The 18,724-nt window shown below is 63.1% G+C and carries 23 protein-coding genes; 7 read left to right on the top strand and 16 right to left on the bottom strand.

What is annotated here, in order from left to right:
• Positions 1-40: 40 nt before the first annotated feature.
• The 8 genes from FIU28_RS14080 to soxY all read right to left on the bottom strand — a co-directional run bounded on the left by FIU28_RS14080 (position 41) and on the right by soxY (position 7,731).
• Positions 41-1,303, bottom strand: a complete 1,263-nt coding sequence (locus FIU28_RS14080; RefSeq protein WP_143573858.1) for an NAD(P)/FAD-dependent oxidoreductase — start codon at positions 1,301-1,303, stop codon at positions 41-43.
• 44 nt (positions 1,304-1,347) lie between these two features.
• Positions 1,348-1,683, bottom strand: coding sequence for a c-type cytochrome (locus tag FIU28_RS14075; RefSeq protein ID WP_246660677.1), 336 nt, complete (start codon positions 1,681-1,683; stop codon positions 1,348-1,350).
• A 107-nt stretch (positions 1,684-1,790) separates the two neighbouring features.
• Positions 1,791-2,873, bottom strand: a complete 1,083-nt coding sequence (locus FIU28_RS14070) for a YeeE/YedE family protein (RefSeq protein WP_143573856.1) — start codon at positions 2,871-2,873, stop codon at positions 1,791-1,793.
• 173 nt (positions 2,874-3,046) lie between these two features.
• Positions 3,047-3,766, bottom strand: coding sequence for a c-type cytochrome (locus FIU28_RS14065; RefSeq protein ID WP_143573854.1), 720 nt, complete (start codon positions 3,764-3,766; stop codon positions 3,047-3,049).
• Positions 3,750-5,024: a sulfite dehydrogenase gene (soxC, locus tag FIU28_RS14060; protein WP_143573852.1), complete on the bottom strand. Its 1,275-nt coding sequence runs from the start codon at positions 5,022-5,024 to the stop codon at positions 3,750-3,752. The genes FIU28_RS14065 and soxC overlap by 17 nt, the downstream gene beginning before the upstream one ends.
• Positions 5,025-5,099: 75 nt before the next feature.
• The gene (gene soxB / locus FIU28_RS14055) at positions 5,100-6,797 is read right to left on the bottom strand and encodes a thiosulfohydrolase SoxB (protein ID WP_143573850.1); all 1,698 of its coding nucleotides are present in this window, start codon (positions 6,795-6,797) and stop codon (positions 5,100-5,102) included.
• 90 nt (positions 6,798-6,887) lie between these two features.
• On the bottom strand, positions 6,888-7,220 hold the full coding sequence (gene soxZ, locus FIU28_RS14050; protein ID WP_143573848.1) for a thiosulfate oxidation carrier complex protein SoxZ: 333 nt from the start codon (positions 7,218-7,220) through the stop codon (positions 6,888-6,890).
• Between the two features lie 46 nt (positions 7,221-7,266).
• Complete coding sequence (gene soxY / locus FIU28_RS14045; RefSeq protein ID WP_143576187.1) at positions 7,267-7,731, bottom strand: thiosulfate oxidation carrier protein SoxY; 465 nt, start codon at positions 7,729-7,731, stop codon at positions 7,267-7,269.
• A gap of 180 nt (positions 7,732-7,911) precedes the next feature.
• Between soxY and soxA the strand changes: the two genes are divergently transcribed.
• The 3 genes from soxA to FIU28_RS14030 are packed head-to-tail and all read left to right on the top strand — an operon-like array spanning position 7,912 to position 9,941.
• Positions 7,912-8,742: a sulfur oxidation c-type cytochrome SoxA gene (gene soxA, locus FIU28_RS14040; protein WP_143573846.1), complete on the top strand. Its 831-nt coding sequence runs from the start codon at positions 7,912-7,914 to the stop codon at positions 8,740-8,742.
• 59 nt (positions 8,743-8,801) lie between these two features.
• The gene (gene soxX / locus FIU28_RS14035) at positions 8,802-9,392 is read left to right on the top strand and encodes a sulfur oxidation c-type cytochrome SoxX (protein WP_441351299.1); all 591 of its coding nucleotides are present in this window, start codon (positions 8,802-8,804) and stop codon (positions 9,390-9,392) included.
• Between the two features lie 48 nt (positions 9,393-9,440).
• A complete protein-coding gene (locus tag FIU28_RS14030) occupies positions 9,441-9,941 on the top strand; it encodes a GlcG/HbpS family heme-binding protein (protein ID WP_143573842.1) in 501 nt (166 codons plus the stop codon).
• A 33-nt stretch (positions 9,942-9,974) separates the two neighbouring features.
• On the opposite strand, the gene FIU28_RS14025 is transcribed toward FIU28_RS14030, so the two are convergent.
• Both FIU28_RS14025 and FIU28_RS14020 read right to left on the bottom strand, forming a co-directional pair.
• Positions 9,975-10,562 carry a SoxW family protein gene (locus tag FIU28_RS14025; protein WP_143573840.1) on the bottom strand — a complete coding sequence of 196 codons (588 nt, stop codon included), beginning with the start codon at positions 10,560-10,562 and terminating at the stop codon, positions 9,975-9,977.
• A 25-nt stretch (positions 10,563-10,587) separates the two neighbouring features.
• Positions 10,588-11,331 carry a cytochrome c biogenesis CcdA family protein gene (locus FIU28_RS14020; protein ID WP_210245400.1) on the bottom strand — a complete coding sequence of 248 codons (744 nt, stop codon included), beginning with the start codon at positions 11,329-11,331 and terminating at the stop codon, positions 10,588-10,590.
• A gap of 40 nt (positions 11,332-11,371) precedes the next feature.
• Between FIU28_RS14020 and FIU28_RS14015 the strand changes: the two genes are divergently transcribed.
• From FIU28_RS14015 to FIU28_RS14005, 3 genes are all read left to right on the top strand, one after another.
• Entirely contained in the window at positions 11,372-11,821 is a 450-nt protein-coding gene (locus FIU28_RS14015) for a thioredoxin family protein (protein ID WP_246660676.1), read from the top strand.
• Positions 11,818-12,198, top strand: coding sequence for an ArsR/SmtB family transcription factor (locus FIU28_RS14010; RefSeq protein ID WP_143573839.1), 381 nt, complete (start codon positions 11,818-11,820; stop codon positions 12,196-12,198). Before FIU28_RS14015 ends, FIU28_RS14010 begins: the two co-directional genes overlap by 4 nt.
• 189 nt (positions 12,199-12,387) lie before the next feature.
• The gene (locus FIU28_RS14005; RefSeq protein ID WP_246660675.1) at positions 12,388-13,383 is read left to right on the top strand and encodes a YeeE/YedE family protein; all 996 of its coding nucleotides are present in this window, start codon (positions 12,388-12,390) and stop codon (positions 13,381-13,383) included.
• Positions 13,384-13,392: 9 nt separating this feature from the next.
• On the opposite strand, the gene FIU28_RS14000 is transcribed toward FIU28_RS14005, so the two are convergent.
• The 3 genes from FIU28_RS14000 to FIU28_RS13990 form a co-directional block, all read right to left on the bottom strand.
• Positions 13,393-13,845, bottom strand: a complete 453-nt coding sequence (locus tag FIU28_RS14000; protein WP_143573835.1) for a DsrE family protein — start codon at positions 13,843-13,845, stop codon at positions 13,393-13,395.
• A 12-nt stretch (positions 13,846-13,857) separates the two neighbouring features.
• Positions 13,858-14,331, bottom strand: a complete 474-nt coding sequence (locus FIU28_RS13995) for a DsrE family protein (RefSeq protein ID WP_143573834.1) — start codon at positions 14,329-14,331, stop codon at positions 13,858-13,860.
• Positions 14,332-14,442: 111 nt separating this feature from the next.
• Positions 14,443-15,489 carry a YeeE/YedE family protein gene (locus tag FIU28_RS13990; protein WP_143573832.1) on the bottom strand — a complete coding sequence of 349 codons (1,047 nt, stop codon included), beginning with the start codon at positions 15,487-15,489 and terminating at the stop codon, positions 14,443-14,445.
• A 340-nt stretch (positions 15,490-15,829) separates the two neighbouring features.
• Here FIU28_RS13990 and hspQ point away from each other — a divergent pair, with 340 nt between their 5' ends.
• The gene (gene hspQ / locus FIU28_RS13985) at positions 15,830-16,162 is read left to right on the top strand and encodes a heat shock protein HspQ (protein WP_143573830.1); all 333 of its coding nucleotides are present in this window, start codon (positions 15,830-15,832) and stop codon (positions 16,160-16,162) included.
• A 115-nt stretch (positions 16,163-16,277) separates the two neighbouring features.
• Here hspQ and FIU28_RS13980 read toward each other — a convergent pair whose 3' ends face one another.
• The 3 genes from FIU28_RS13980 to epmA are packed head-to-tail and all read right to left on the bottom strand — an operon-like array spanning position 16,278 to position 18,704.
• The gene (locus tag FIU28_RS13980) at positions 16,278-16,547 is read right to left on the bottom strand and encodes a hypothetical protein (RefSeq protein WP_143573828.1); all 270 of its coding nucleotides are present in this window, start codon (positions 16,545-16,547) and stop codon (positions 16,278-16,280) included.
• A 31-nt stretch (positions 16,548-16,578) separates the two neighbouring features.
• Complete coding sequence (locus FIU28_RS13975) at positions 16,579-17,655, bottom strand: lysine-2,3-aminomutase-like protein (RefSeq protein ID WP_143573826.1); 1,077 nt, start codon at positions 17,653-17,655, stop codon at positions 16,579-16,581.
• Positions 17,652-18,704 carry an EF-P lysine aminoacylase EpmA gene (epmA, locus tag FIU28_RS13970; protein WP_143573824.1) on the bottom strand — a complete coding sequence of 351 codons (1,053 nt, stop codon included), beginning with the start codon at positions 18,702-18,704 and terminating at the stop codon, positions 17,652-17,654. The genes FIU28_RS13975 and epmA overlap by 4 nt, the downstream gene beginning before the upstream one ends.
• Between the last annotated feature and the right edge of the window lie 20 nt (positions 18,705-18,724).

The raw sequence follows: 18,724 nt of genomic DNA, 5'->3' as shown, positions 1-18,724 counted from the left end.
GGACGGCGCCCGCGACGCGCGACATCGCGGACGCTTGGGATCAGGCAAAAATGTCGGCGACGATGCTGGCGTACCAGCCCATGTTTTCCTCGGTGGTCTGCACGCGAACGCCGGCGTCCTCGCCGGGCTTCGAGACGAAACCCTCGACCTCGGCGATGGCACCCTCCTTCGGCTCGTAGCGCCCGCCGACCTTGATCGTGTCGTCGGTCTGGATCACCGACCAGCAGGTGTTGGCATAGCGCGCCGGGAAGGTACGGCTGCCGGCTAGCTCGCCGCGCACTGCCATCGCCACCACCTTGGCCTGGCTGTTGGCCGCGAAAGCCGATTTCGGCATCGCGCCGGCGATCGAGGCGTCGCCGAGCACGTAGATATTCGGATCGATCGCCGACCGCATGTTGGCAGCGTCGATCGGGCAATAGCCGGTCTGGTTGGTGAGGCCGGCGTCGCGGGCGATCTTGCCGGCCATCTGCGCCGGGATGACGTTCACCAGATCGGCCTTGATGGTCTCGAAATCGGTCGTCACCGTCATCGCCTTGGCATCGATCGACTTCACCCCGCCGTGCATCTTCGGGTCCATCCACTCGATCATGCCGGGATAATGCTTCTGCCAGCCTTCCTGAAACACCGCCATCTTGGAAAACCTGTCCTTCGGATCGATGATGACGATCTTCGACCGGGTGTGACCCTTGGCCTTCAGCACATGCGCCATGCACGATGCCCGCTCATAGGGCCCGGGCGGGCAGCGATAGGGATTGGGCGGCGCCAGCATCACGATGGTCGCGCCGTCCTGCAGCGCATCGAGCTGCTTCTTCAGAAGCTGCATCTGCGGTCCGGGCTTCCAGGCGTGCGGCATGATCTCCGAGGCGGCTTCGGAATAGCCGGGCACCGACTCGAATTTGATGTCGATGCCGGGCGATACCACGAGCCGGTCATAGGCGAGCGTGCTGCCGTCGGCGAGCCGCACCTGCTTCTTGTCGCGGTCGATCGCGGCGGCGACCTGGCGGACCTGTTTCACGCCGTAGGCGTCGAGCTTGTAGGCATGGGTAGTGGATTCCAGGCTGCGCAAACCGCCGAGCACCAGATTGGAATGAAAGCAGGTAGTGAACTTTTCCAGCGGCTCGATCATGGTGACGTCGATGGCGCCTTGTGAATCCTTGGCGACATATTTCGCCACCGTGGCGCCGCCGGGACCGCCGCCGATCACGACGAGGCGCGGCTTGGCCTGGGCGCGCAGCACGCCCGGCATCGCGACGAGGCCGGCAACTAGCCCGGCAGAAAATTGGCGACGGCTGAGTGACGTCATGGTGCTCCCCTTCTGTGAATGTGCCGCATGGCGCGGCGTTGCTTTCATCTCTGGCTTTTTTCGGCGTGCGGTCCGATGCTGCCGAAGTAGCTGGCAAGCGCGGCGATCTCCTCGTCGGTAAACTTCACGGCGATCGAGCGCATCACCGCGTTCTCGCGCGACTTGTCGCGATATTCACCGAGCGCCTGCACGAAATCAGTCTCGGGCCAGCCGACAATCGGCGGAATGCCGTCGTAGCGGCCGCTGATCTGGTGACAGGTGACGCACTCGCTCGACAGATATTCGCCAAGCTCCCGGTCACCGGCGCACAACGGCGCAACTCCGCACAGCATGATCGCGGCACCCAGTGCGACCGGTGACAGCTCGCGGCCGCCCGTCATGTCGAGGCCCGCCGGCCAGGCCCGGATCGGCTGTCTGGATATCTCGCGGTCAACATTCCCTCGAGGCTCATGTGCGTTTCCCGGTAGCGTGCCGGCTTGCTGCCGAACTATTTTAACGTCAGCGCAGGCGCGATCTCGCCCGCCACATCCTTGTCCATTATAACATGCGTGACCAGCGCGCCCAGCCACATCGCCGCCAGCGCAAGCCAGGCGGTGACAGCGAAGATCGCACCGCCTGTGACGCCGGCACCGACCGCGCAGCCGCCGGCCAGCATACCACCAAATCCCATCAGGAAAGCGCCAGCAGCATAACGCCGCATGCTCGGTCCGTCATGAAATCCCTGCAGCTGCCAGTCGCGGGCGAGCAGCGAGGCGATCAGCGCACCGGCGAATACGCCGGGCACTAGCCCGATGTCGAAGCCGAGCGGCACCGAGGGCGAATTGATCAACCCCATCAGCGTATCGGCCGACGGGCCGGTGAAGCTGACGCTCTTGATGGTGATCGGGCTGAAGGAATGCTGCGACAGCGTGTAGGTGATCAGCCAGCCCGCGAACACCGCAAGGCCGACGCCGATCGCGCTCAGCGCGGTGACGGCACCAACCCGGGCGCGGCGCGCCAGCCAGCATGCAAAGGCAAGTCCGGCCAATCCCAATACCGCACCGAGCACAGCGTCCGCATTGAGCACCGAGAGCAGGTTGCGCGACGGACCACCCTGCACGGTCCAGAGTTCCGACAGGCTCTCCCGGGCCGGCGACAGCACGCCGCGCAACGAGGCCTGCGCCACGATGGTGAGGATCAGGCCGGTCACCAGCGCCCGAAGATTGCCGGTCGCCGACAGAACGAGCAGACGACTGGCGCAGCCCCGCGCCATGATCATGCCGGCACCGAACATCATGCCGCCGATGATACTGCCGGACAGCGAGCCGCGCGCGGCGAGTTGCCGCGCCTCGCTGACGTCGAGCGCGCCGATGGCGATCGCCGCCTGGGTGGCGGCAAGCGCGGCCGAAAACGTCAGAAGCCAGATCGCCAGCTTGGGACCGAACTGGCCTTGCGAAAACTCGATGACCGCCGCGCGGAGGCAGAACTTGCTGCGTTGCGCGCAAGCACCGAATGCAAATCCGACCAGCAATCCACCGGTCGTGAGCGCGGCCGTGTCGCCGAAACGTTCGATGAGCGATTCGATAATCACTGGCGCACCTGTAGGCCGCGCAACACCGATCTGTAAGCTCGCCGCAGCATGATGTGACATTGTGCGCCCAATCACCGGTCCGGCATTGATCTGAAGCAACCCGTTCAACTCATAACGGCATTCCGTGACTTGCTACCTCACACGACGCGGATCCCGGTCCGCGCCGTTCGCGATCAATCCACCTTCGGCCCGGCCTTGGAGTCCGGCGTGACGTCGACCGACATCGCGCGCCCGATCACCTTCGGCGGCGGCCGGCAATTCTTCATGCAGGGATCGCGCTGCCAGAAGTGCTTCTCGCTGACGTCGCGATCGTCCACGAAGAAGCCGCCGGCATTGGGCATTTTGACCTTGGCCAGATTGCTTTCGTTCAACTCATAGTTCTCATCCTTGATGACGTCGCTCATGCTGAGGATGTAGGCGACCAGCGCATAGACCTCGTCGCTGGCGAGCGAACGCGCATTGCCGAGTGGCATCGCGCGCTGGATATAGTCGAAGGCGGTGGTGGCGTCCGGCCAGAACGAGCCGACGGTCTTGTCGGGGCGATCGGCGGTCAGCGTGCCGAGGCCGCCGGACAGCACCGGCCAGCGCCCGACGCCCTGGCCGAACTCGCCGTGGCACGACGCGCATTTCTCCTGAAAGATCTCGTCGCCCTGCTTGGCGGTGCCCCTGCCCTTCGGCAGGCCGACGCCATCCGGCCGGACGTCGTCGTCCCAGGCGCGGACTTCCTCAGGCAATGCAGGCCGGCCAAGCCCGAGCTTGGCAGGCAAGGTGACCGCGGCCTTCTGCGTCGAGGCTTTCGCCGCCGTCTGCTGCGCCCCAGCCGGTGCATGCACGAGAGCGACTCCCGAGACCGTAAGGACGCCGGCGAGAAGGAGACTAACCGATCTCGACATTTTCAGTCTCCCCGTCGGGCCGCACCAGCCAGGTCTGGATACCATTGTTGTGATAGATCGAGTTGACGCCGCGCACCTTGCGCAACTCGTCCTTCGAGGGTTGCACGTAGCCGGTCTCATCGATGGCGCGGGACTGAATCATGAGCTCCTGTCCGTTCCAGTCGAAATCGACGTAGAACCGCACGATCGACTTATCCAGAACCGGACCGTCGAGCCGCGCCGTTTGCCAGTTGCGGCCGCCGTCCAGCGAGACGTCGACGCGCTTGACCGTACCGCGCCCCGACCAGGCGATACCGGTCAGCACGTTGCGGCCCTTGAATTTCAGCGGTGCCTGCGGCGACGGATTGGTCACCACCGACTTGGCGTCCATCACAAAGGTGTATTTGCGCGAGCGGCCGTCGGCCATCAGGTCGGTGTATTTGGAGGTTTCCTCGCGGGTCTGCCACGGCTGGTCGCCGGCCTCGATCCGGCGCAGCCACTTCACCCAGAGATTGCCCTGCCAGCCCGGGATCACCGCGCGCAGCGGATAGCCGTTCTCCGGCCGCAGCGCCTCGCCGTTCATCGCAAACGCGATCAGCACGTCGTCCAGCGCCTTCTCGATCGGCAGCGAGCGGTTCATGCCGGCGGCATCGGCGCCTTCCAGCATCAGCCACTTCACGTTCGGCTTCAGTCCGGCCTCGTTGAGCAACACCTTGAGCGGCACGCCGGTGTACATCACGTTGTGGATCATACCGTGGGTGAACTGGCAGCCGTTGAGCTGGGCACCGCGCCATTCCATGCCGGAATTCGCCGCGCATTCCAGGAAGTACACCTTGTTCACCCGCGGCATCCGCTTGATGTCGTCCATGGTAAACACCAGCGGCTTGTCGACCAGGCCGTTGATCATCAGCCGGTGGTCGGCCGGATTGATCTCGGCGACCCCGCCATGGTGCCGTTCGAAACACAGGCCCGACGGCGTGATGATGCCGTCGATTTCGTGCAGCGGCGTGAAGTTCACCGAAGATTCCGGCGACGCCGTCAGCCAGGAGACGTCGCGGCGGACGATATGCTTTTCGTATTTCGACGGCATGCCATACGGTCGCTTGTCGACGCCTTCGCCGAGATAGCGGCTCCAGTCCTGTACTTCGGTGATCAACGGATCCGGCTTCGGCGCTTCGGCTTTCGCCAGCTGCGGCAGCATCGCGCCGGCGCCGGCAAGTCCCGCCGCGCCGAGAAAGCGGCGGCGATTTAAAACCTCGGCAATTGGCTTGTCACTCATGCGGCATGCCCCACTGTTATTGTGATACGTGAATATGTTGCGCGTGATCGTGATGTTGTGTGCGATGGCTTCATGTCAGGCTCCCGTGACCTTCACGGCGGTGTTCGCATCGATTTTTACGCTGCCGACGCGCCCGACATGGGCCGCCACGACGTCCCAGATCGGCGGGCCCTGCGTGTTCTCGTTGATGCTGGCCCAGCCGGAAACGGTGTACGTCTTCGATGCCTCGATCGGCTGGCCGGATTTGAGGTGCGTGAGACTGCTGATGCGCGAGCCCATCGGCTTGCCGACATCGATCGCGTAGCCCATGCCGCCGGTCCGCACCATGTCGCCGCCACCCTGGAAGTAAGGGTCGGGATGGAAGATGTTGTCGGCGATGTCTTCCAGCACTTCCTTGAGCTGCGCTCCGGTCATCTGGTTGCGGTAGCAGTTCGGATAGGTGATCGCCGTGGCGTTGGTGATATTTTCCCAGGTAATATTGTCCTCGGGCAGCAGCGTGCCGCCCCAGCGGAAGCCCGGCGACAGCGCGATCTCGGTGTCGCGTTCGGCCAACATCGCGTTGCAGATCAGGTCGTCGAAAGTGCCGTTGAAATTGCCACGGCGATACAATAGCGAGTCGGTCTTGCCGATCACCCGCGCCAGATCCTTGGCATAGGGCGCCCGCACCTGCTCGACCAATTTCGCCATCGCCGGATCGGGTTTGATGGCGTCGGCGAACACCGGCATCAGCTTGAAGCGGATGTCGGCCACCTTGTTGTCCTTTACCGCGATATCGAGCCGCGAGACGAACTTGCCGTGCGAGCCCGACGCCACCAGCACCGTGTTGCCGACGCGGACGAGTCCAGGCATCGCGTCATGGGTGTGGGCGGTCAGGATCACGTCGAGGCCTTTGACCCGCCCCGCCAGCTTGCGATCGACGTCGAAGCCATTATGCGACAGCAGCACCACGATCGAAGCGCCTTCGGCGCGCGCCTCATCGACCTGCTTCTGCATGTCTTCCTCGCGAATGCCGAATTCCCACTTCGGAAACATCCAGCGCGGATTGGCCACCGCAGTGCGCGGCAGCGCCTGCCCGATCACCGCGATCTTCGCGCCGCCGCGCTCGAACATCTTGCGCGCCTCGAACACCGGCTCCTGCCATTCGTTGTCGCGGACGTTCTGGGCGAGGAAGGCGAAGGAGGCGGAGTCCGCGATCTGTTTGACGCGCTCGGCGCCATAGGTGAATTCCCAATGCCCGACCATGGCATCGACCTTCAGCGCCGACATGACGTCGACCATGTCCTGGCCCTTGGTCTTCAAGGACGTCCAGCTGCCCTGCCAGGTGTCGCCGCCGTCGAGCAGTAGCACCTTGTCGGCACCGCGTTCCGCACGCACCGCGCCAACCAGCGTCGCGATGCGGTCCATGCCGCCCATCTTGCCGTAGTTGCGGGCCATCGCGGTGAAGTCGTCCGCGGTCAGCGCAAAAGCGTCGGCAGAGCCGGTGGCAATCTTGAAGTAGCTGCGGAATTCAGAATCCGTCAGGTGCGGCGGCAAACCCTTGGCTTCACCGACGCCGAGATTGACCGACGGCTCGCGGAAATGCAGCGGCATCAGCTGGGCGTGGATATCTGTCACGTGCAGGATCGTGACCGTCCCGAGCGGCTCGAAGCGGGTGATGTCGGCTTGCGACAGGCGCTGCTGAGCAGCGACCCGTCCCAGACCGCCAAGACCGCTGCCGGCCAGCAAAGCCGACGCAGCCGCAGTCGCCTGCAGGAATTCCCGCCTCGATATCATCGTCCCACCCTTGCCAGTCTGGCTTTGCCAGCAGATTCAGAAGGAAGCTTTTATTACTTCCTGTCGACTGCGCTTCTCAAGTGCGCCGGGTCACGCCGCGACGGTCAATTTGCTCTTGGAAACGTAGTTCGAGCCGTCGTCGTCCTTCCACGTGAAGGTGAATTCACCGCTTTCAGCGGCCTTGTAAAAAAATGACTGATAGGGATTGGCGGAGATCGCCGGATTCCATTCGGCCTCGAACACCGTCTTGCCGTTGAACTCGGCAATGAACTTGTTGATGATCTTGCGCGGCACGATCTTGCCGGCGGCGTCCTTGCGCTGCCCTGATTCCATCTCGTGCGAGATCAGCGTCTTGATCTCGAACAGTTCGCCTGGCTTGGCCTGGGCAGGAACGCGAACGCGTGGTGTCGGTTGCGTAGCCATCGGGATTCCTCGTTCTTAATTCTACACAGCTTCATGGACGAATTGATCAGCCGCCGCAGCCGCCGATCGTCACCTTCACATTGGCCTTGGCCATATGCAGGTTTCCGTTCGACATTTCCGCGATGCAAATGATGTTCTGGGTCTGCGCCAGCCGCATCCGCGTCGAGGCGGAAGCCTTGCCGCAGGCGGGCGTGAACTTGTAACTCACGATACCTGGCAGCGGGTTTCCATCCGCGAAGACATGCACGGCCTTGACGTAGTCCGCCTCCGTCATCGGGCTCTCGACATCCACGTTGACGGGAACGACGAGCCCGTTTTCCGCAATCTCGGGTACGTCGAGCTTGATCTTGCCGCTGTCGAATTTCTTGTCGCCGTAAAGCTTCTTGATTTCAGCGGCGACCGCCTGCTCGTCGGCAAAGGTCATTCTTGGAGCAAGTAGCGCTGCGAGCCCTAGAATCGAAGCGAAAGCAAGCGTCTCACGACGGGTCGTTTCAACCGACGTCCAAACCATATGGCATCCTCCAGCAGGATATCTTGGGGTATCCCTGACAACGGAATCGCTTGACGATTCCAGATTTGATCTATCAAGATCTGCAAACATCATTATATTGTTTTTCTTGAATGTAAAGATCTCCGAAAAAATTCGGAGCGAGGACCGCACAAGACGGTCATGCAATTGGGAGGTAGAGGAATGGTACGAGCCGCAATCGGTTCTGCGCTTTTCGCCATGGTGCTTTGCACAATATCATTGGGCGCATCAGCACAATCCGCGCAGGATGCCAGTGAGAAGGAAATCGAGCGCTATCGCGCGATGATCTCGGATCCAATGTCCAATCCCGGTTTTCTCGCGGTCGATCGCGGCGAGATTTTGTGGAGCGAGAAGCGAGGCAGCAAGAACGCATCGCTCGAGCAATGCGATCTCGGGCTTGGTGCCGGCAAGCTGGAAGGCGCCTATGCGAAGCTTCCGCGCTATTTCAAGGACGCCGACAAGGTGATGGACCTCGAGCAGCGGCTGCTGTGGTGCATGCAGAACGTCGAGGGTCTCGATACCAAGGACGTCGTGACCCGGCGGTTTTCCGGGCCCGGCCGCGCCTCCGACATGGAGGATCTGGTCGCCTATATCGCCAACAAGTCCAGCGACATGAAAATCGACGTGCAATTGAGCCATCCCAAGGAAAAGGAAATGGCTGCCGTCGGTGAGGAGTTGTTCTACCGGCGCGGCGGGGTGATGGATTTCGCCTGTGCCACGTGCCATGCGGACGAAGGAAAGCGGATCCGGCTGCAAGGCCTGCCGAACTTCTCGAAGCCCGGCAAGGAGGCGCAGGACACCATGGGCTCATGGCCGACATACCGCGTCTCGCAGGGCGCGCTGCGGACCATGCAGCACCGGCTGTGGGACTGCTACCGACAGCAGCGCTGGCCGGTCCCCGAATACGCCTCCGACAGCATCACCGCGCTCACCGTGTTCCTGAACCAGCAGGCAGCCGGCGGCAACATCACCGTCCCGTCGATCAAGCGCTGAGGGAGCCTCCGATGAAAACGACTTTGCAGATTGCGCTTGTGATCACCGCCGGCGTCACGATGCTTTCGCCCACGGCATTCGCGCAGAACACTCAGCCGAAGGCGGTCACCGTCGCCCCTGCTGTTGTTGACGCCTACCTCAAGTCGACCTTCGGAAAGGCGCAGCCCGAATGGCAGGCACGTATCGAACCCGATGAAACGCTGACGACCTGCAATCAGTACCGCAACGATGTGCCGTCGGCCGAAGCCGACAAGATCGTCGCGCGCGAACTGACCCGGGTCGTGCTGCCGGCAGATGGCAATTTCCTTGGCGACTGGAAGGAAGGCGCGAAAATCGCCAACAACGGGCGCGGCGGGCAGTTTTCCGACGACGACAAGACCGTCAACGGCGGCAATTGCTACGCCTGCCACCAGATGGAGCGCACCGAAGTCAGCTACGGTACGCTCGGACCGAGCCTCACCTCCTATGGCAAGGACCGCAAATTTGGTGCCGACGAGATCAAGCAGGCCTATACGAAGATCTACAATTCTCAGGCCGTGCTGGCCTGTTCGAACATGCCGCGTTTTGGTGCCAACAAATTCCTCACCGAAAAGCAGATCAAGGATCTCGTTGCATTCCTGTTCGACCCGGCGTCACCGGTCAACAAGTAGCCGCCTCACGCCTCAAACGCGGATGCCGGTCAAAGAAAAGGATTGAGCATGACCATTCGAAGCTTGTTGACGGCGGCGGCACTGCTTGCACTGACGGCGGTATCCGCCCAGGCGCAGGACGCACTCGTCACCTACAAGGTACTGAGCCCGGAACTCGCCCTCGACTCCGCCCGGGCTGCACTCGGCGAGTGCCGCAAGCGCGGTTATCAAGTCGCGGTGGCCGTGGTCGATCGCTTCGGCGTGACGCAGGTCATGCTGCGTGACCGCTTCGCCGGCGCCCATACTCCCGCCACGGCGACTGGCAAGGCCTGGACGGCCGCTTCGTTCCGGACTGGCACCGGGGACCTGCAGGCGATCAGCCAGCCCGGCATGCCGCAGGCCGGCATCCGCAACCTGCCCGGCGCCGTCGTCATTGGCGGCGGCATGGTCGTCGAGGCCGGCGGCTCGCTGATCGGCGCCATCGGCGTCTCCGGCGCCCCCGGCGGCGAAGCCGATGAAGCCTGCGCCAAAGCCGGCATCGACGCAATCAAGGACAAACTCGATTTCTGAGCGGCAGGCGTGTGAGCCTGAGGCGCCATCGCGTCAGGCCTGCTTGCGCAGCCAGTCAGGAAACGACAACGCCTCGTAGCCCTTCTCGCGCACGTAGCGGAACATGGCGAGAAACTCCGAAGGCTCGAGCAGTCCGGGCATCCGGGCAACCTCGCGCGCCTGCCCGCTCTTGCCGGTGAGGCCGTCGATCTTGTTCGGCAAAAACTGGATCGTCGGGGTAAAGCGAATACCATAGGCCTCGCCAAGCGCCTTCTCGGTCAGCTTGCGTCCGTCGAAATCGGTCACCGCCCGTGATCCGATGTGATTGAGGTGCAGCACCTCGAAATTGTCGCGGACATAGCTCTCGATTTTCGGATCCATCAGATGGACTTCATGCATCCGCTTGCACGCCGGGCACCCCTTGAGGCCCCACATGATCGCGAGGCGCTTGCCCTTCGATGTGGCGCCGGCTAGGTCCTCGGAGAGGTCGAGAAAACTCTCTAGGTACCAGTCCATCTGGTACAGGCCGTCGTCGCCGAGCTTTGCGGCGGCTTTCACCGGCGTCGGAGCGAAGCCCATCGTACAAAGGCCGAGACCGGCAACGACGTTCCTTCGTGTCAGCAGGTAGGCGGGATTCAGCATCGGCGTCTTCTCCCTGTTCATCCGTTCAGCCAATCGACGAGAAAGCGGGAAACGCCTGCAACAGCCAGCCAGCTATGAGCGGCATCGTCCCAGTCAAAAACAGAATTCCGGTCAGCACAAGTGCGGAGCCGATCATCTTCTCGACAAGGTTCATGTGATGGCGCAGCCGCGCCAGCAGCCGGACGAAGCGGTCCGCAAACAGGGCAGCCAGCAGGAAAGGAATGCCAATCCCGAACGCATATACGCCAAGCAACAAGGCGCCCCGCCCGGCCGATCCCTCGACGCCGGCGACCATCAGGATCGCGGCCAGCACCGGCCCGACGCAGGGCGTCCAGCCGAAGGCAAATGCCAGCCCCACGAGGTAGGCACCGAGAAAGCCGGCTGGCTTTCGTACCGCTTGAAAACGAGCTTCACGAAACAGCAGGCCAATCCTGAATACGCCGAGAAAATGCAGGCCAAGGACCAGGATCACAGCGCCGGCAATCATTCCAAGGGTATCGAAATGCGCCGTGACGGCCTTGCCGATCAGCGAGGCCGACGCGCCCAGCGCCACGAACACGGTCGCAAAGCCGAGCACAAAAGCGACGGACATCGCCACCACATGCCAGTTCGGGCCCCTGCCCTGACGCTGCTCTGCTTTGGTCAGATCGTCGAGGCTGATGCCGGCCAGAAAGCAAAGATAGGGCGGCACCAACGGCAGGATGCACGGGGACAGGAACGATAGCAGTCCCGCCCCCAACGCTCCAACCAAGGAAATATTTGAAATCACAGCGATACCAACTCTGGTAGATACATGCGAATTCGTGTATGTGTATCACATGATTGGCAAAATGCTCCTGAAATCTTGGCTCATCGCGTGCTGTGTGCTCACTCTGTGTCTCGTGCCGGTCGCATCGCAAGCAGCCGAGCTGCTGATGTTCGAGCGCGACGGCTGCGTATGGTGCCAACGTTGGGATCGCGAGGTCGGCCAGATCTACGGCAAGACCGATGAAGCCAGGTTGCTTCCGTTGCGGCGCATCAATATCGACAAGCAGTCCGACGCAGGCACCGTGCTGACATCGGCGGTGCGCTACACGCCGACTTTCGTGGTGGCCGATCAAGGTCGCGAAATCGGCCGCATCACCGGTTTCATCAGCGACGATGCGTTCTGGGGTTTGCTCGGCCCATTCGTGACCCGACTGCAGTCGCAGCGCCTGACCGAGCACTCGCAGCTGGGCCAGCCTTCCACCGACACTTCGAACGGCATGAAAACGCCATGACATCTATCATCTCAAGCGATCTCGAGAACGAACTTCGCGACGGCGCGGAATATTCGCCCGAACTCGATCAGTTGATGCGCAAGGCGCGCAAGGCGAGCAATTTCCTGAAGGCCGTTTCGCACGAAAACCGCCTGTTGCTGCTGTGCCTGCTCGCGGAACGCGAACGATCCGTTTCCGAACTGGAAAACATCCTGTCGATGCGGCAGTCCGCCGTTTCCCAGCAACTCGCACGCCTGCGCTACGACGGGATGGTCGATACGAGGCGCGACGGCAAGACGATCTACTACAGCCTCGCCAATGAAGACGTCCGGCGCGTCATCTCGGTGATCTATGACATCTTCTGCGCGCCGCCTGCGCCGAAAGCGAAAAAGAAATAGATCTGCCGGTGGCAGGTGAATGACGGGGCATCGTCAACGCGACGCCAGCCCTGCTCCGAACCCGGGAGTGACGCCATGCAGAACCTGTCTGGCTGGATGCTCGCGCTGGTTGGCTTTGCCATCGGCGCGGCGGCAGGATTTTTCGTGCGTCACGCCAGACTGTGTTCGTTCGGCGCGATCGAGGACGCGTTGGTCGGTGGCGACAGCCGCCGCCTGAGAATCTTCGGACTTGCCCTCGGCGTTGCAATCGTCGGAACGCAGGCGCTCGTCATCGGCGGGCTGCTTGATCCGATGCAAACCAGCTACACGCCGTCGGCTATCCCCATCTTCGCGATCGCCATCGGCAGCGTCATGTTCGGTATCGGCATGGCCTGGGTGGGAACCTGCGGTTTCGGCTCGCTGGTGCGGCTGGGGGCCGGCGACCTGCGCAGCCTCGTCGTTCTGATCGTGCTGGGTGCCACCGCCTATGCGACGTTGCGCGGCGTCTTTGCAAACTTTCGCATCGTCATCCTTGAGAGCCTTGCTGTCGCGATGCCGGATGAGATCCGCTCCGACCTCGCCTCTCTTGCTGCACGCATGCTGGGATTTGACGTCCGCGCGATCATCGCAACCTTCATCGGTGGCGGACTGTGCCTGCTCGCATTCAGCCATAAAAAGCTTCGTCATTCGCCGCGCCTGCTGTCGGGCGGCGTGGCCCTGGGCATGCTGACGGTAGCGGGCTGGGCGGCGACGTCATGGATCGGAGACGAATTCGCTGCGCCGATCCGTCCGCAAAGCCTGACCTTCGTGTCCACCGTCGGGAAGGCCTTCTACTCGGCTCTGCTGAGCACCGCCGGTTTTGCCGATTTTGGCGTCGGCTCCGTTCTCGGCGTGGTCGCCGGCGCCTTCCTCGCGGCGTGGCGCGCCGACGAATTGCAATGGGAAGCCTTCGACGACGACCGTGAGATGCGGCGTCATCTCGGCGGAGCGGCGCTGATGGGCATTGGCGGCATCCTGGCCGGTGGCTGCACCATCGGACAGGGCATCACCGCCGGCTCGATGCTGTCGCTGTCCTGGCCGTTCGCCGTGGGCGGCATGATGATCGGCGCGCGGCTGGGAATTGCGACACTGATTGACTGTGCTCCGAGAGAGTTGCTGGCGCGCGGCTGGGCCAATCTGCTGGGAAGACCCCACCCCTCGAAATAGCAGACCCGATCAAGGCCGGAGATAGCTCCAGCCATTCTCCTGAAGCTCGATCAGCCGCACCGCGCCGGACGGCACCAGTTCGGCCTCAGGGATGAGGCTGACCGCACGTCCCTCCCGCTTCTCCATGCCCTCCTTGGTATTGTTGCAGGCCGAGACCCTGATGCCGGACGGGAAGCTGGCGTCGACGATCTGCTTGATCCGATCTTTCACCGGCGATGTGTCGGCGCGCAGCATGTGAAGGCCTGGGCCGTAGGTCACGATTTCGATTTCTACCGTCTCGCCCTTCGACTTGTACTGCTCCATGATGTTGGTGGCGTTGTTCAGCGCAAGATTCATCACGTCGGCATCGTTCTGGTCGACCTGGATCGCGACACGATGCTGCTTCGGCTCGGCAGCAGTACCCGGGCCGGCATTCGCGACCAGCAACGCCACGGCGACGACTGCAGTGCACAAGAATTTCATCTCATCTCTCCTTCAAGGACGCACAAGCGTGTAGCCGTTTTCGGTCAGTTTCAGCAGTTGCGCAACGCCGGCCTCGACTTCCTTGGCGTACGGATTGATGTCCGGCCGCTTTCCGGTGTCGCGTTCAATCGTGTCCAGCGTATTGCCGCACACCGAGAAGCGGACGCCCTGGCTCACCAGACTATCCACGAGCTGACGGTGCTCGTTGCCCGTTCTGAGCAGGTGGATACCCGGACCGAACGTCACGACTTCGATGGCCACCTTGTCGGGGCCGTAGAATTTCAGGATGTTGCTCGCCACGCTGAGCACGAGCCGCTCCTTTCTGGCATCGGAGTCCGAGAGCTGCAGCGCCAGGAAATGCTCGGCGAAGGGCTTGTCTTCGGAGGATGCCCCGGATGCGGGTCTGGTCTGCGAGGCCGCAGGAAACGCCGCGGCGGCTCCCACAGCGGCAACCAGTAATCCTGCCAGAAAATAGCGCGAAAGCATCCGGGTTCGTCCTCCCATGACCGGCTTCTTCCGAGCCTGCCATGACGGTCTAGCCCATTCCGCGAGATGCGACCAACACTTCAACGCAGGCTCTCCGCAGCCGCATTGTTGCTATTGAGTCACCAGAGCCGGCGCCGGCACACGTCGTCGCAGGCCCACGGCTGCACCGGTGAGAATGCCGGCGACGGCGATCACCGACGAGAGCGAGAGCGTCGAGAGCCCTGTCAGTCCCTGCCCGACCGAACAGCCATAGGCCATCGCGCCGCCGATCCCCATCAGCGCCGCGCCCGATATCGAACGCATCATGTGATCGGCCGACGCATAGCCTTCGACGCGAAAGCGTCCCGTGAGCAGCGACGTCGCGAGGCTGCCGGTCAGCACGCCAACGACGATGGCTATTCCAAAGTTCAGCGTGAGACCGGTCGAGAGCATCGCATATTGCAGCGTGTCGGCGACCGGCGCGATGAACGTCAGCGATGTCACCGGGATCGGGTTGAATTCGTCCGCACCGAGCCAGCCCGTGGCCAACCATCCCGCTATTACCAGTAATCCGACGGCGAGGCCGGCGGTGATCTGCGCAGGAGAACGACGGAACTGGCGGTCGGAAAAGGCAAAGGCGAAAAGCGTGCCGCTGCCGATCAATGTCGCAAGGATGCGCGCGGCCGTGTCGCCGAGTCCGATCGACGCGAGCAACGCCGGCGCCGACACACTCGCCGGGGAAATCTGCGTCCATTGAATGATCGCGAGGCGCGATGGCGCCAGCAGGCCCTTCAGCGTCATCTGGGCGGCAATTCCGAGGATCACGAGGACCACGAGAGACCGCAGATTGCCCTTGCCCAGCAGCACCAGTGCACGCGATGCACAGCCGTTCGCCAGTACCATTCCAAGGCCGAACAGCAGGCCACCTGCGAAGATCAGCGGCGCGGAAAATGCCGGCTGCAGATACAGCGACTTTCCGATATCCACGATGTCCGCCGCGGCGAGAAACTGGGTGCCTGCGATCGCCACCGCCAGAGCGAGCGCATAGCTCCGGATACGGCGGCCGTCATGTGCGCTCCAGTCGCGAAGACTGCTCGTGAGACAGAAGCCGCTCAGCAGGCCGATCACGCCGAAGGCAACGCCGATCGCAAACCCGGCGGTAACCGCAATATCGATCATGGCAAATCCTCGGACAGTCTGAATTCATCAATATTGGCAGAGATTTACGTGCGGTAGCCCGGATGGTCCAGCGCTTGTCGGAATTAAGGAGGAAGTTGCCACAGGCAGGCTGGAAAGAGTGGCTTTTGCCATGCGCGTGTTTGTTTGAATAAAATTCCTCTCCCAACAAGATCATCGCGCGACCAACCCGGTACGCCTCAAGGGCGAGCCCCATGTTGTCCGAGCTACATGACTGAATGGGTTTCCCACCGTGGTCAAACGCGTGGACGGGGCCGCATAGCCGTCGCAAATCGGTCATTTGCCTCTAGCATCGGCCACAATCCTGGTCTATTCGACCAGAATGATTATTGCCCGCACCGCCAAGTTCCAGATCGGCCAGATCGTCCGGCACCGGATCTTTTCGTTCCGGGGCGTGGTGTTCGACATCGATCCGGAGTTCAACAACACCGAGGAATGGTGGCTGTCGATCCCCGAGGACGTGCGCCCCCGCAAGGACCAGCCGTTCTACCACCTGCTCGCGGAAAATTCGGAATCCGAATATGTCGCCTATGTCTCGGAGCAGAACCTGCTGCCAGACGATTCCGGCGAACCGATCCGCCACTCGCAGGTCGCCGAGATCTTCATCAAGGACAAGTCCGGCAGCTACCGGCCGCGCAATCCGTCGCTGAATTGATCGCCCGTAGCCCGGATGCCAATCCGGGGCCGGCCCATCGACATGACTGCTTTCCCCGGATTGCGTCGCCGCGCCGCTGAAGCGGCGCGCCGACTTCATCCGGGCTACCTGTGTCTCAACACCCCTTGCAGATGCCCTTGATCATGCGGTCGAGTTCTCGGTCCTGCGCGTCGATCTTGCCGGGATCGTTGCTGCCGGTCTCGGGAACGTCGCCGGCGCGAGGCTGGCGGTGGCCGACCGGCGCGTCAAGTCCTGGTCGCGGCTGAACGCCCTGCTGGGCCCGCTTTACAGACGCCGGCGGCGCGTTGCGGGTCGAGTCCTGGGCGTGCGCCAGCGATCCGCAGAACAGCATCAGACAAGCGAGCGTTACGATCCGTTTCTTCATGGGGCCTCTCCGACCGGTCAGGCGCCAACGCTCAGGCTTTGGGCGGATAGAGGTGAACGTCGCCGCAGTAATCCGTGACACGATAGACCGATTCCGCCGTCGCTTCATGTGCGGCGTCGGACGTAGCCGACAAATATTCGGGACCGACCGGCGCCTTGCCGAAGCCGCCGGGAATATCGAGCACATAATCGGGCTGGCAAAGTCCGGAAACATTTCCGCGCAACGCGCGCATCAAGGCCTGGCCCTGCGCGATCGTGGTGCGCAGATGCGCGGTGCCCGGCGCCAGATCACCGTGGTGCAGGTAGTACGGCTTGATGCGGCATTCGACGAACGCCCGCATCAACGCTTCCAGCGTCGCCGCGCTGTCGTTGACGCCGCGCAGCAGCACCGACTGGCTGACCAGGGGAATGCCGGCATCGACCATCCTGGCGCAGGCCGCCCGCGCGGCTTGTGTCAGCTCGCGCGGATGATTGGCGTGCAGCGCGACCCAGGTCGCCGCGCCCGGCACTCTCAGCGCCGCTACCATCTCGGGCGTGACGCGGGCAGGATCGGCGACCGGCACGCGGGTGTGCAGGCGGATGATCTTCACATGATCGATGGCGGCGAGATCGGCCATGATTTCCGCCATCCGCCGCGGCGACAGCATCAGGGGATCGCCGCCGGTGAGGATCACTTCCCAGATCTCGTCATGCGCGCGGATGTAGTCCAGCGCGCCGGCATAGGCGTCGCCTGACAGCGCGGTCTCCTTGCCGGGCCCGACCATCTCGCGGCGGAAGCAGAACCGGCAATATACCGCGCAGACATGCACCAGCTTGAACAGCACGCGGTCGGGATAGCGATGCACGATGCCGTCGACCGGCGAATACGTGTGGTCGCCGATCGGATCGGCATTCTCGTTCGGCTGCGCTACCAGCTCGTCGACCGAGGGAATGTATTGGCGCGCGATCGGGTCAAAGGGATCGCTGGTATCGATCAGCGCCGCCACCGCCGGCGTCACCGCCACGGCGTAACGCGCGGCGACCTTCTCCAGTCCGGCCTGGGCGTCGGCCGGCGCGAGGCCGTGCGCGATCAGTTCGGCTGGCTGCCGCAACGTCGTTGTGACCTTCATGGCGCGCCTGCCGGCGGCGTCCACACCACCTGGTCGATCCGTGTCGCGCCCGCAGCCAGCATCACCAGCCGGTCGAAGCCGAGCGCGACGCCGGCGGCGTCGGGCATCGCGGCCACCGCCTCCAGGAAATCTTCGTCGAGCGGATAGCGCTCGCCGTAGCGGCGCTGCTTCTCGTCCATGTCCGCCGTGAAGCGACGGCGCTGCTCGTTGGCATCCGTCAACTCGCCAAAGCCGTTGGCGAGCTCGACACCGCAGGCATAGACCTCGAAGCGTTCGGCGACATCGGAATCATGTTGCGTGGTCCGCGCCAGCGCGGCCTCCGGCGCCGGATATTCGTACAGCACCGTCAATCGCCCCTGCCCTAGTCTCGGCTCGACGTGTTCGACCAGCACCTTGCTGAAAATGTCCGACCAGGTGTCATCTTCGGCGATCCGCACCTTGCCGGATGCCGCAGCGGCCAATGCGGCACGATCGCCCTGGTGGCCGGAAACGGTCGCGAGCAGATCGATGCCGGCGTATTTCTCGAACGCGCCCGCCACGGTCAGCATCTCCGGGTCGGCGAACGGATCGGCGGCGCGTCCGCGAAACGAGAACTGTTTCGTGCCGGTCGCCTTGGCGGCATGGGCGATGACGGCGACGCAGTCGGTGATGACCGCCTCATAGCCGGCATTGGCGCGGTACCATTCCAGCATGGTGAATTCCGGCAGATGCAGGTCGCCGCGCTCGCGGTCGCGGAACACGCGGGCGAACTCGAAGATCTGCTCCTCGCCCGCCGCCAGCAGCTTCTTGCAGGCGAATTCCGGTGAGGTCCGCAAATAGCGCGTCAGATGCGCGCCGTCGCGATCGATCAGCTCGGTCTTTGCCGCGTGCAGATGGGTCTCGTTGCCCGGCGAGACCTGCAAGACGCCGGTCTCGACCTCGATAAAGCCCTGCTTCCCGAACCATTCCCGGGTCGCCCGGGTGACGTTGCCGCGCGCCAGCAGGAAGCCGCGGCGGTCCTGGTGCCGCGCGGGGCTCCACCACGGCGATGGTCGGTCGTGCCCGGCCATCAGAGTACCGCCCCGGAAGG

This window comes from Tardiphaga sp. vice154, from assembly GCF_007018645.1.
Taxonomy (GTDB): Bacteria; Pseudomonadota; Alphaproteobacteria; order Rhizobiales; family Xanthobacteraceae; genus Tardiphaga.
Note: the sequence above shows the minus strand (reverse complement) of the source record. Positions and strands in the feature narration are given on the sequence as shown.

Excerpts from the sequence above, each read along its gene's own strand:
- FIU28_RS14080 (WP_143573858.1), bottom strand. The coding sequence starts at position 1,303 with ATGACGTCACTCAGCCGTCGCCAATTTTCTGCCGGGCTAGTTGCCGGC.
- FIU28_RS14075 (WP_246660677.1), bottom strand. The coding sequence starts at position 1,683 with ATGACGGGCGGCCGCGAGCTGTCACCGGTCGCACTGGGTGCCGCGATC.
- FIU28_RS14065 (WP_143573854.1), bottom strand. The coding sequence starts at position 3,766 with ATGTCGAGATCGGTTAGTCTCCTTCTCGCCGGCGTCCTTACGGTCTCG.
- soxC (WP_143573852.1), bottom strand. The coding sequence starts at position 5,024 with ATGAGTGACAAGCCAATTGCCGAGGTTTTAAATCGCCGCCGCTTTCTC.
- soxB (WP_143573850.1), bottom strand. The coding sequence starts at position 6,797 with ATGATATCGAGGCGGGAATTCCTGCAGGCGACTGCGGCTGCGTCGGCT.
- soxZ (WP_143573848.1), bottom strand. The coding sequence starts at position 7,220 with ATGGCTACGCAACCGACACCACGCGTTCGCGTTCCTGCCCAGGCCAAG.
- soxY (WP_143576187.1), bottom strand. The coding sequence starts at position 7,731 with ATGGTTTGGACGTCGGTTGAAACGACCCGTCGTGAGACGCTTGCTTTC.
- soxA (WP_143573846.1), top strand. The coding sequence starts at position 7,912 with ATGGTACGAGCCGCAATCGGTTCTGCGCTTTTCGCCATGGTGCTTTGC.
- soxX (WP_441351299.1), top strand. The coding sequence starts at position 8,802 with ATGCTTTCGCCCACGGCATTCGCGCAGAACACTCAGCCGAAGGCGGTC.
- FIU28_RS14030 (WP_143573842.1), top strand. The coding sequence starts at position 9,441 with ATGACCATTCGAAGCTTGTTGACGGCGGCGGCACTGCTTGCACTGACG.
- FIU28_RS14025 (WP_143573840.1), bottom strand. The coding sequence starts at position 10,562 with ATGCTGAATCCCGCCTACCTGCTGACACGAAGGAACGTCGTTGCCGGT.
- FIU28_RS14010 (WP_143573839.1), top strand. The coding sequence starts at position 11,818 with ATGACATCTATCATCTCAAGCGATCTCGAGAACGAACTTCGCGACGGC.
- FIU28_RS14000 (WP_143573835.1), bottom strand. The coding sequence starts at position 13,845 with ATGAAATTCTTGTGCACTGCAGTCGTCGCCGTGGCGTTGCTGGTCGCG.
- FIU28_RS13995 (WP_143573834.1), bottom strand. The coding sequence starts at position 14,331 with ATGCTTTCGCGCTATTTTCTGGCAGGATTACTGGTTGCCGCTGTGGGA.
- FIU28_RS13990 (WP_143573832.1), bottom strand. The coding sequence starts at position 15,489 with ATGATCGATATTGCGGTTACCGCCGGGTTTGCGATCGGCGTTGCCTTC.
- hspQ (WP_143573830.1), top strand. The coding sequence starts at position 15,830 with ATGATTATTGCCCGCACCGCCAAGTTCCAGATCGGCCAGATCGTCCGG.
- FIU28_RS13980 (WP_143573828.1), bottom strand. The coding sequence starts at position 16,547 with ATGAAGAAACGGATCGTAACGCTCGCTTGTCTGATGCTGTTCTGCGGA.
- FIU28_RS13975 (WP_143573826.1), bottom strand. The coding sequence starts at position 17,655 with ATGAAGGTCACAACGACGTTGCGGCAGCCAGCCGAACTGATCGCGCAC.
- epmA (WP_143573824.1), bottom strand. The coding sequence starts at position 18,704 with ATGGCCGGGCACGACCGACCATCGCCGTGGTGGAGCCCCGCGCGGCAC.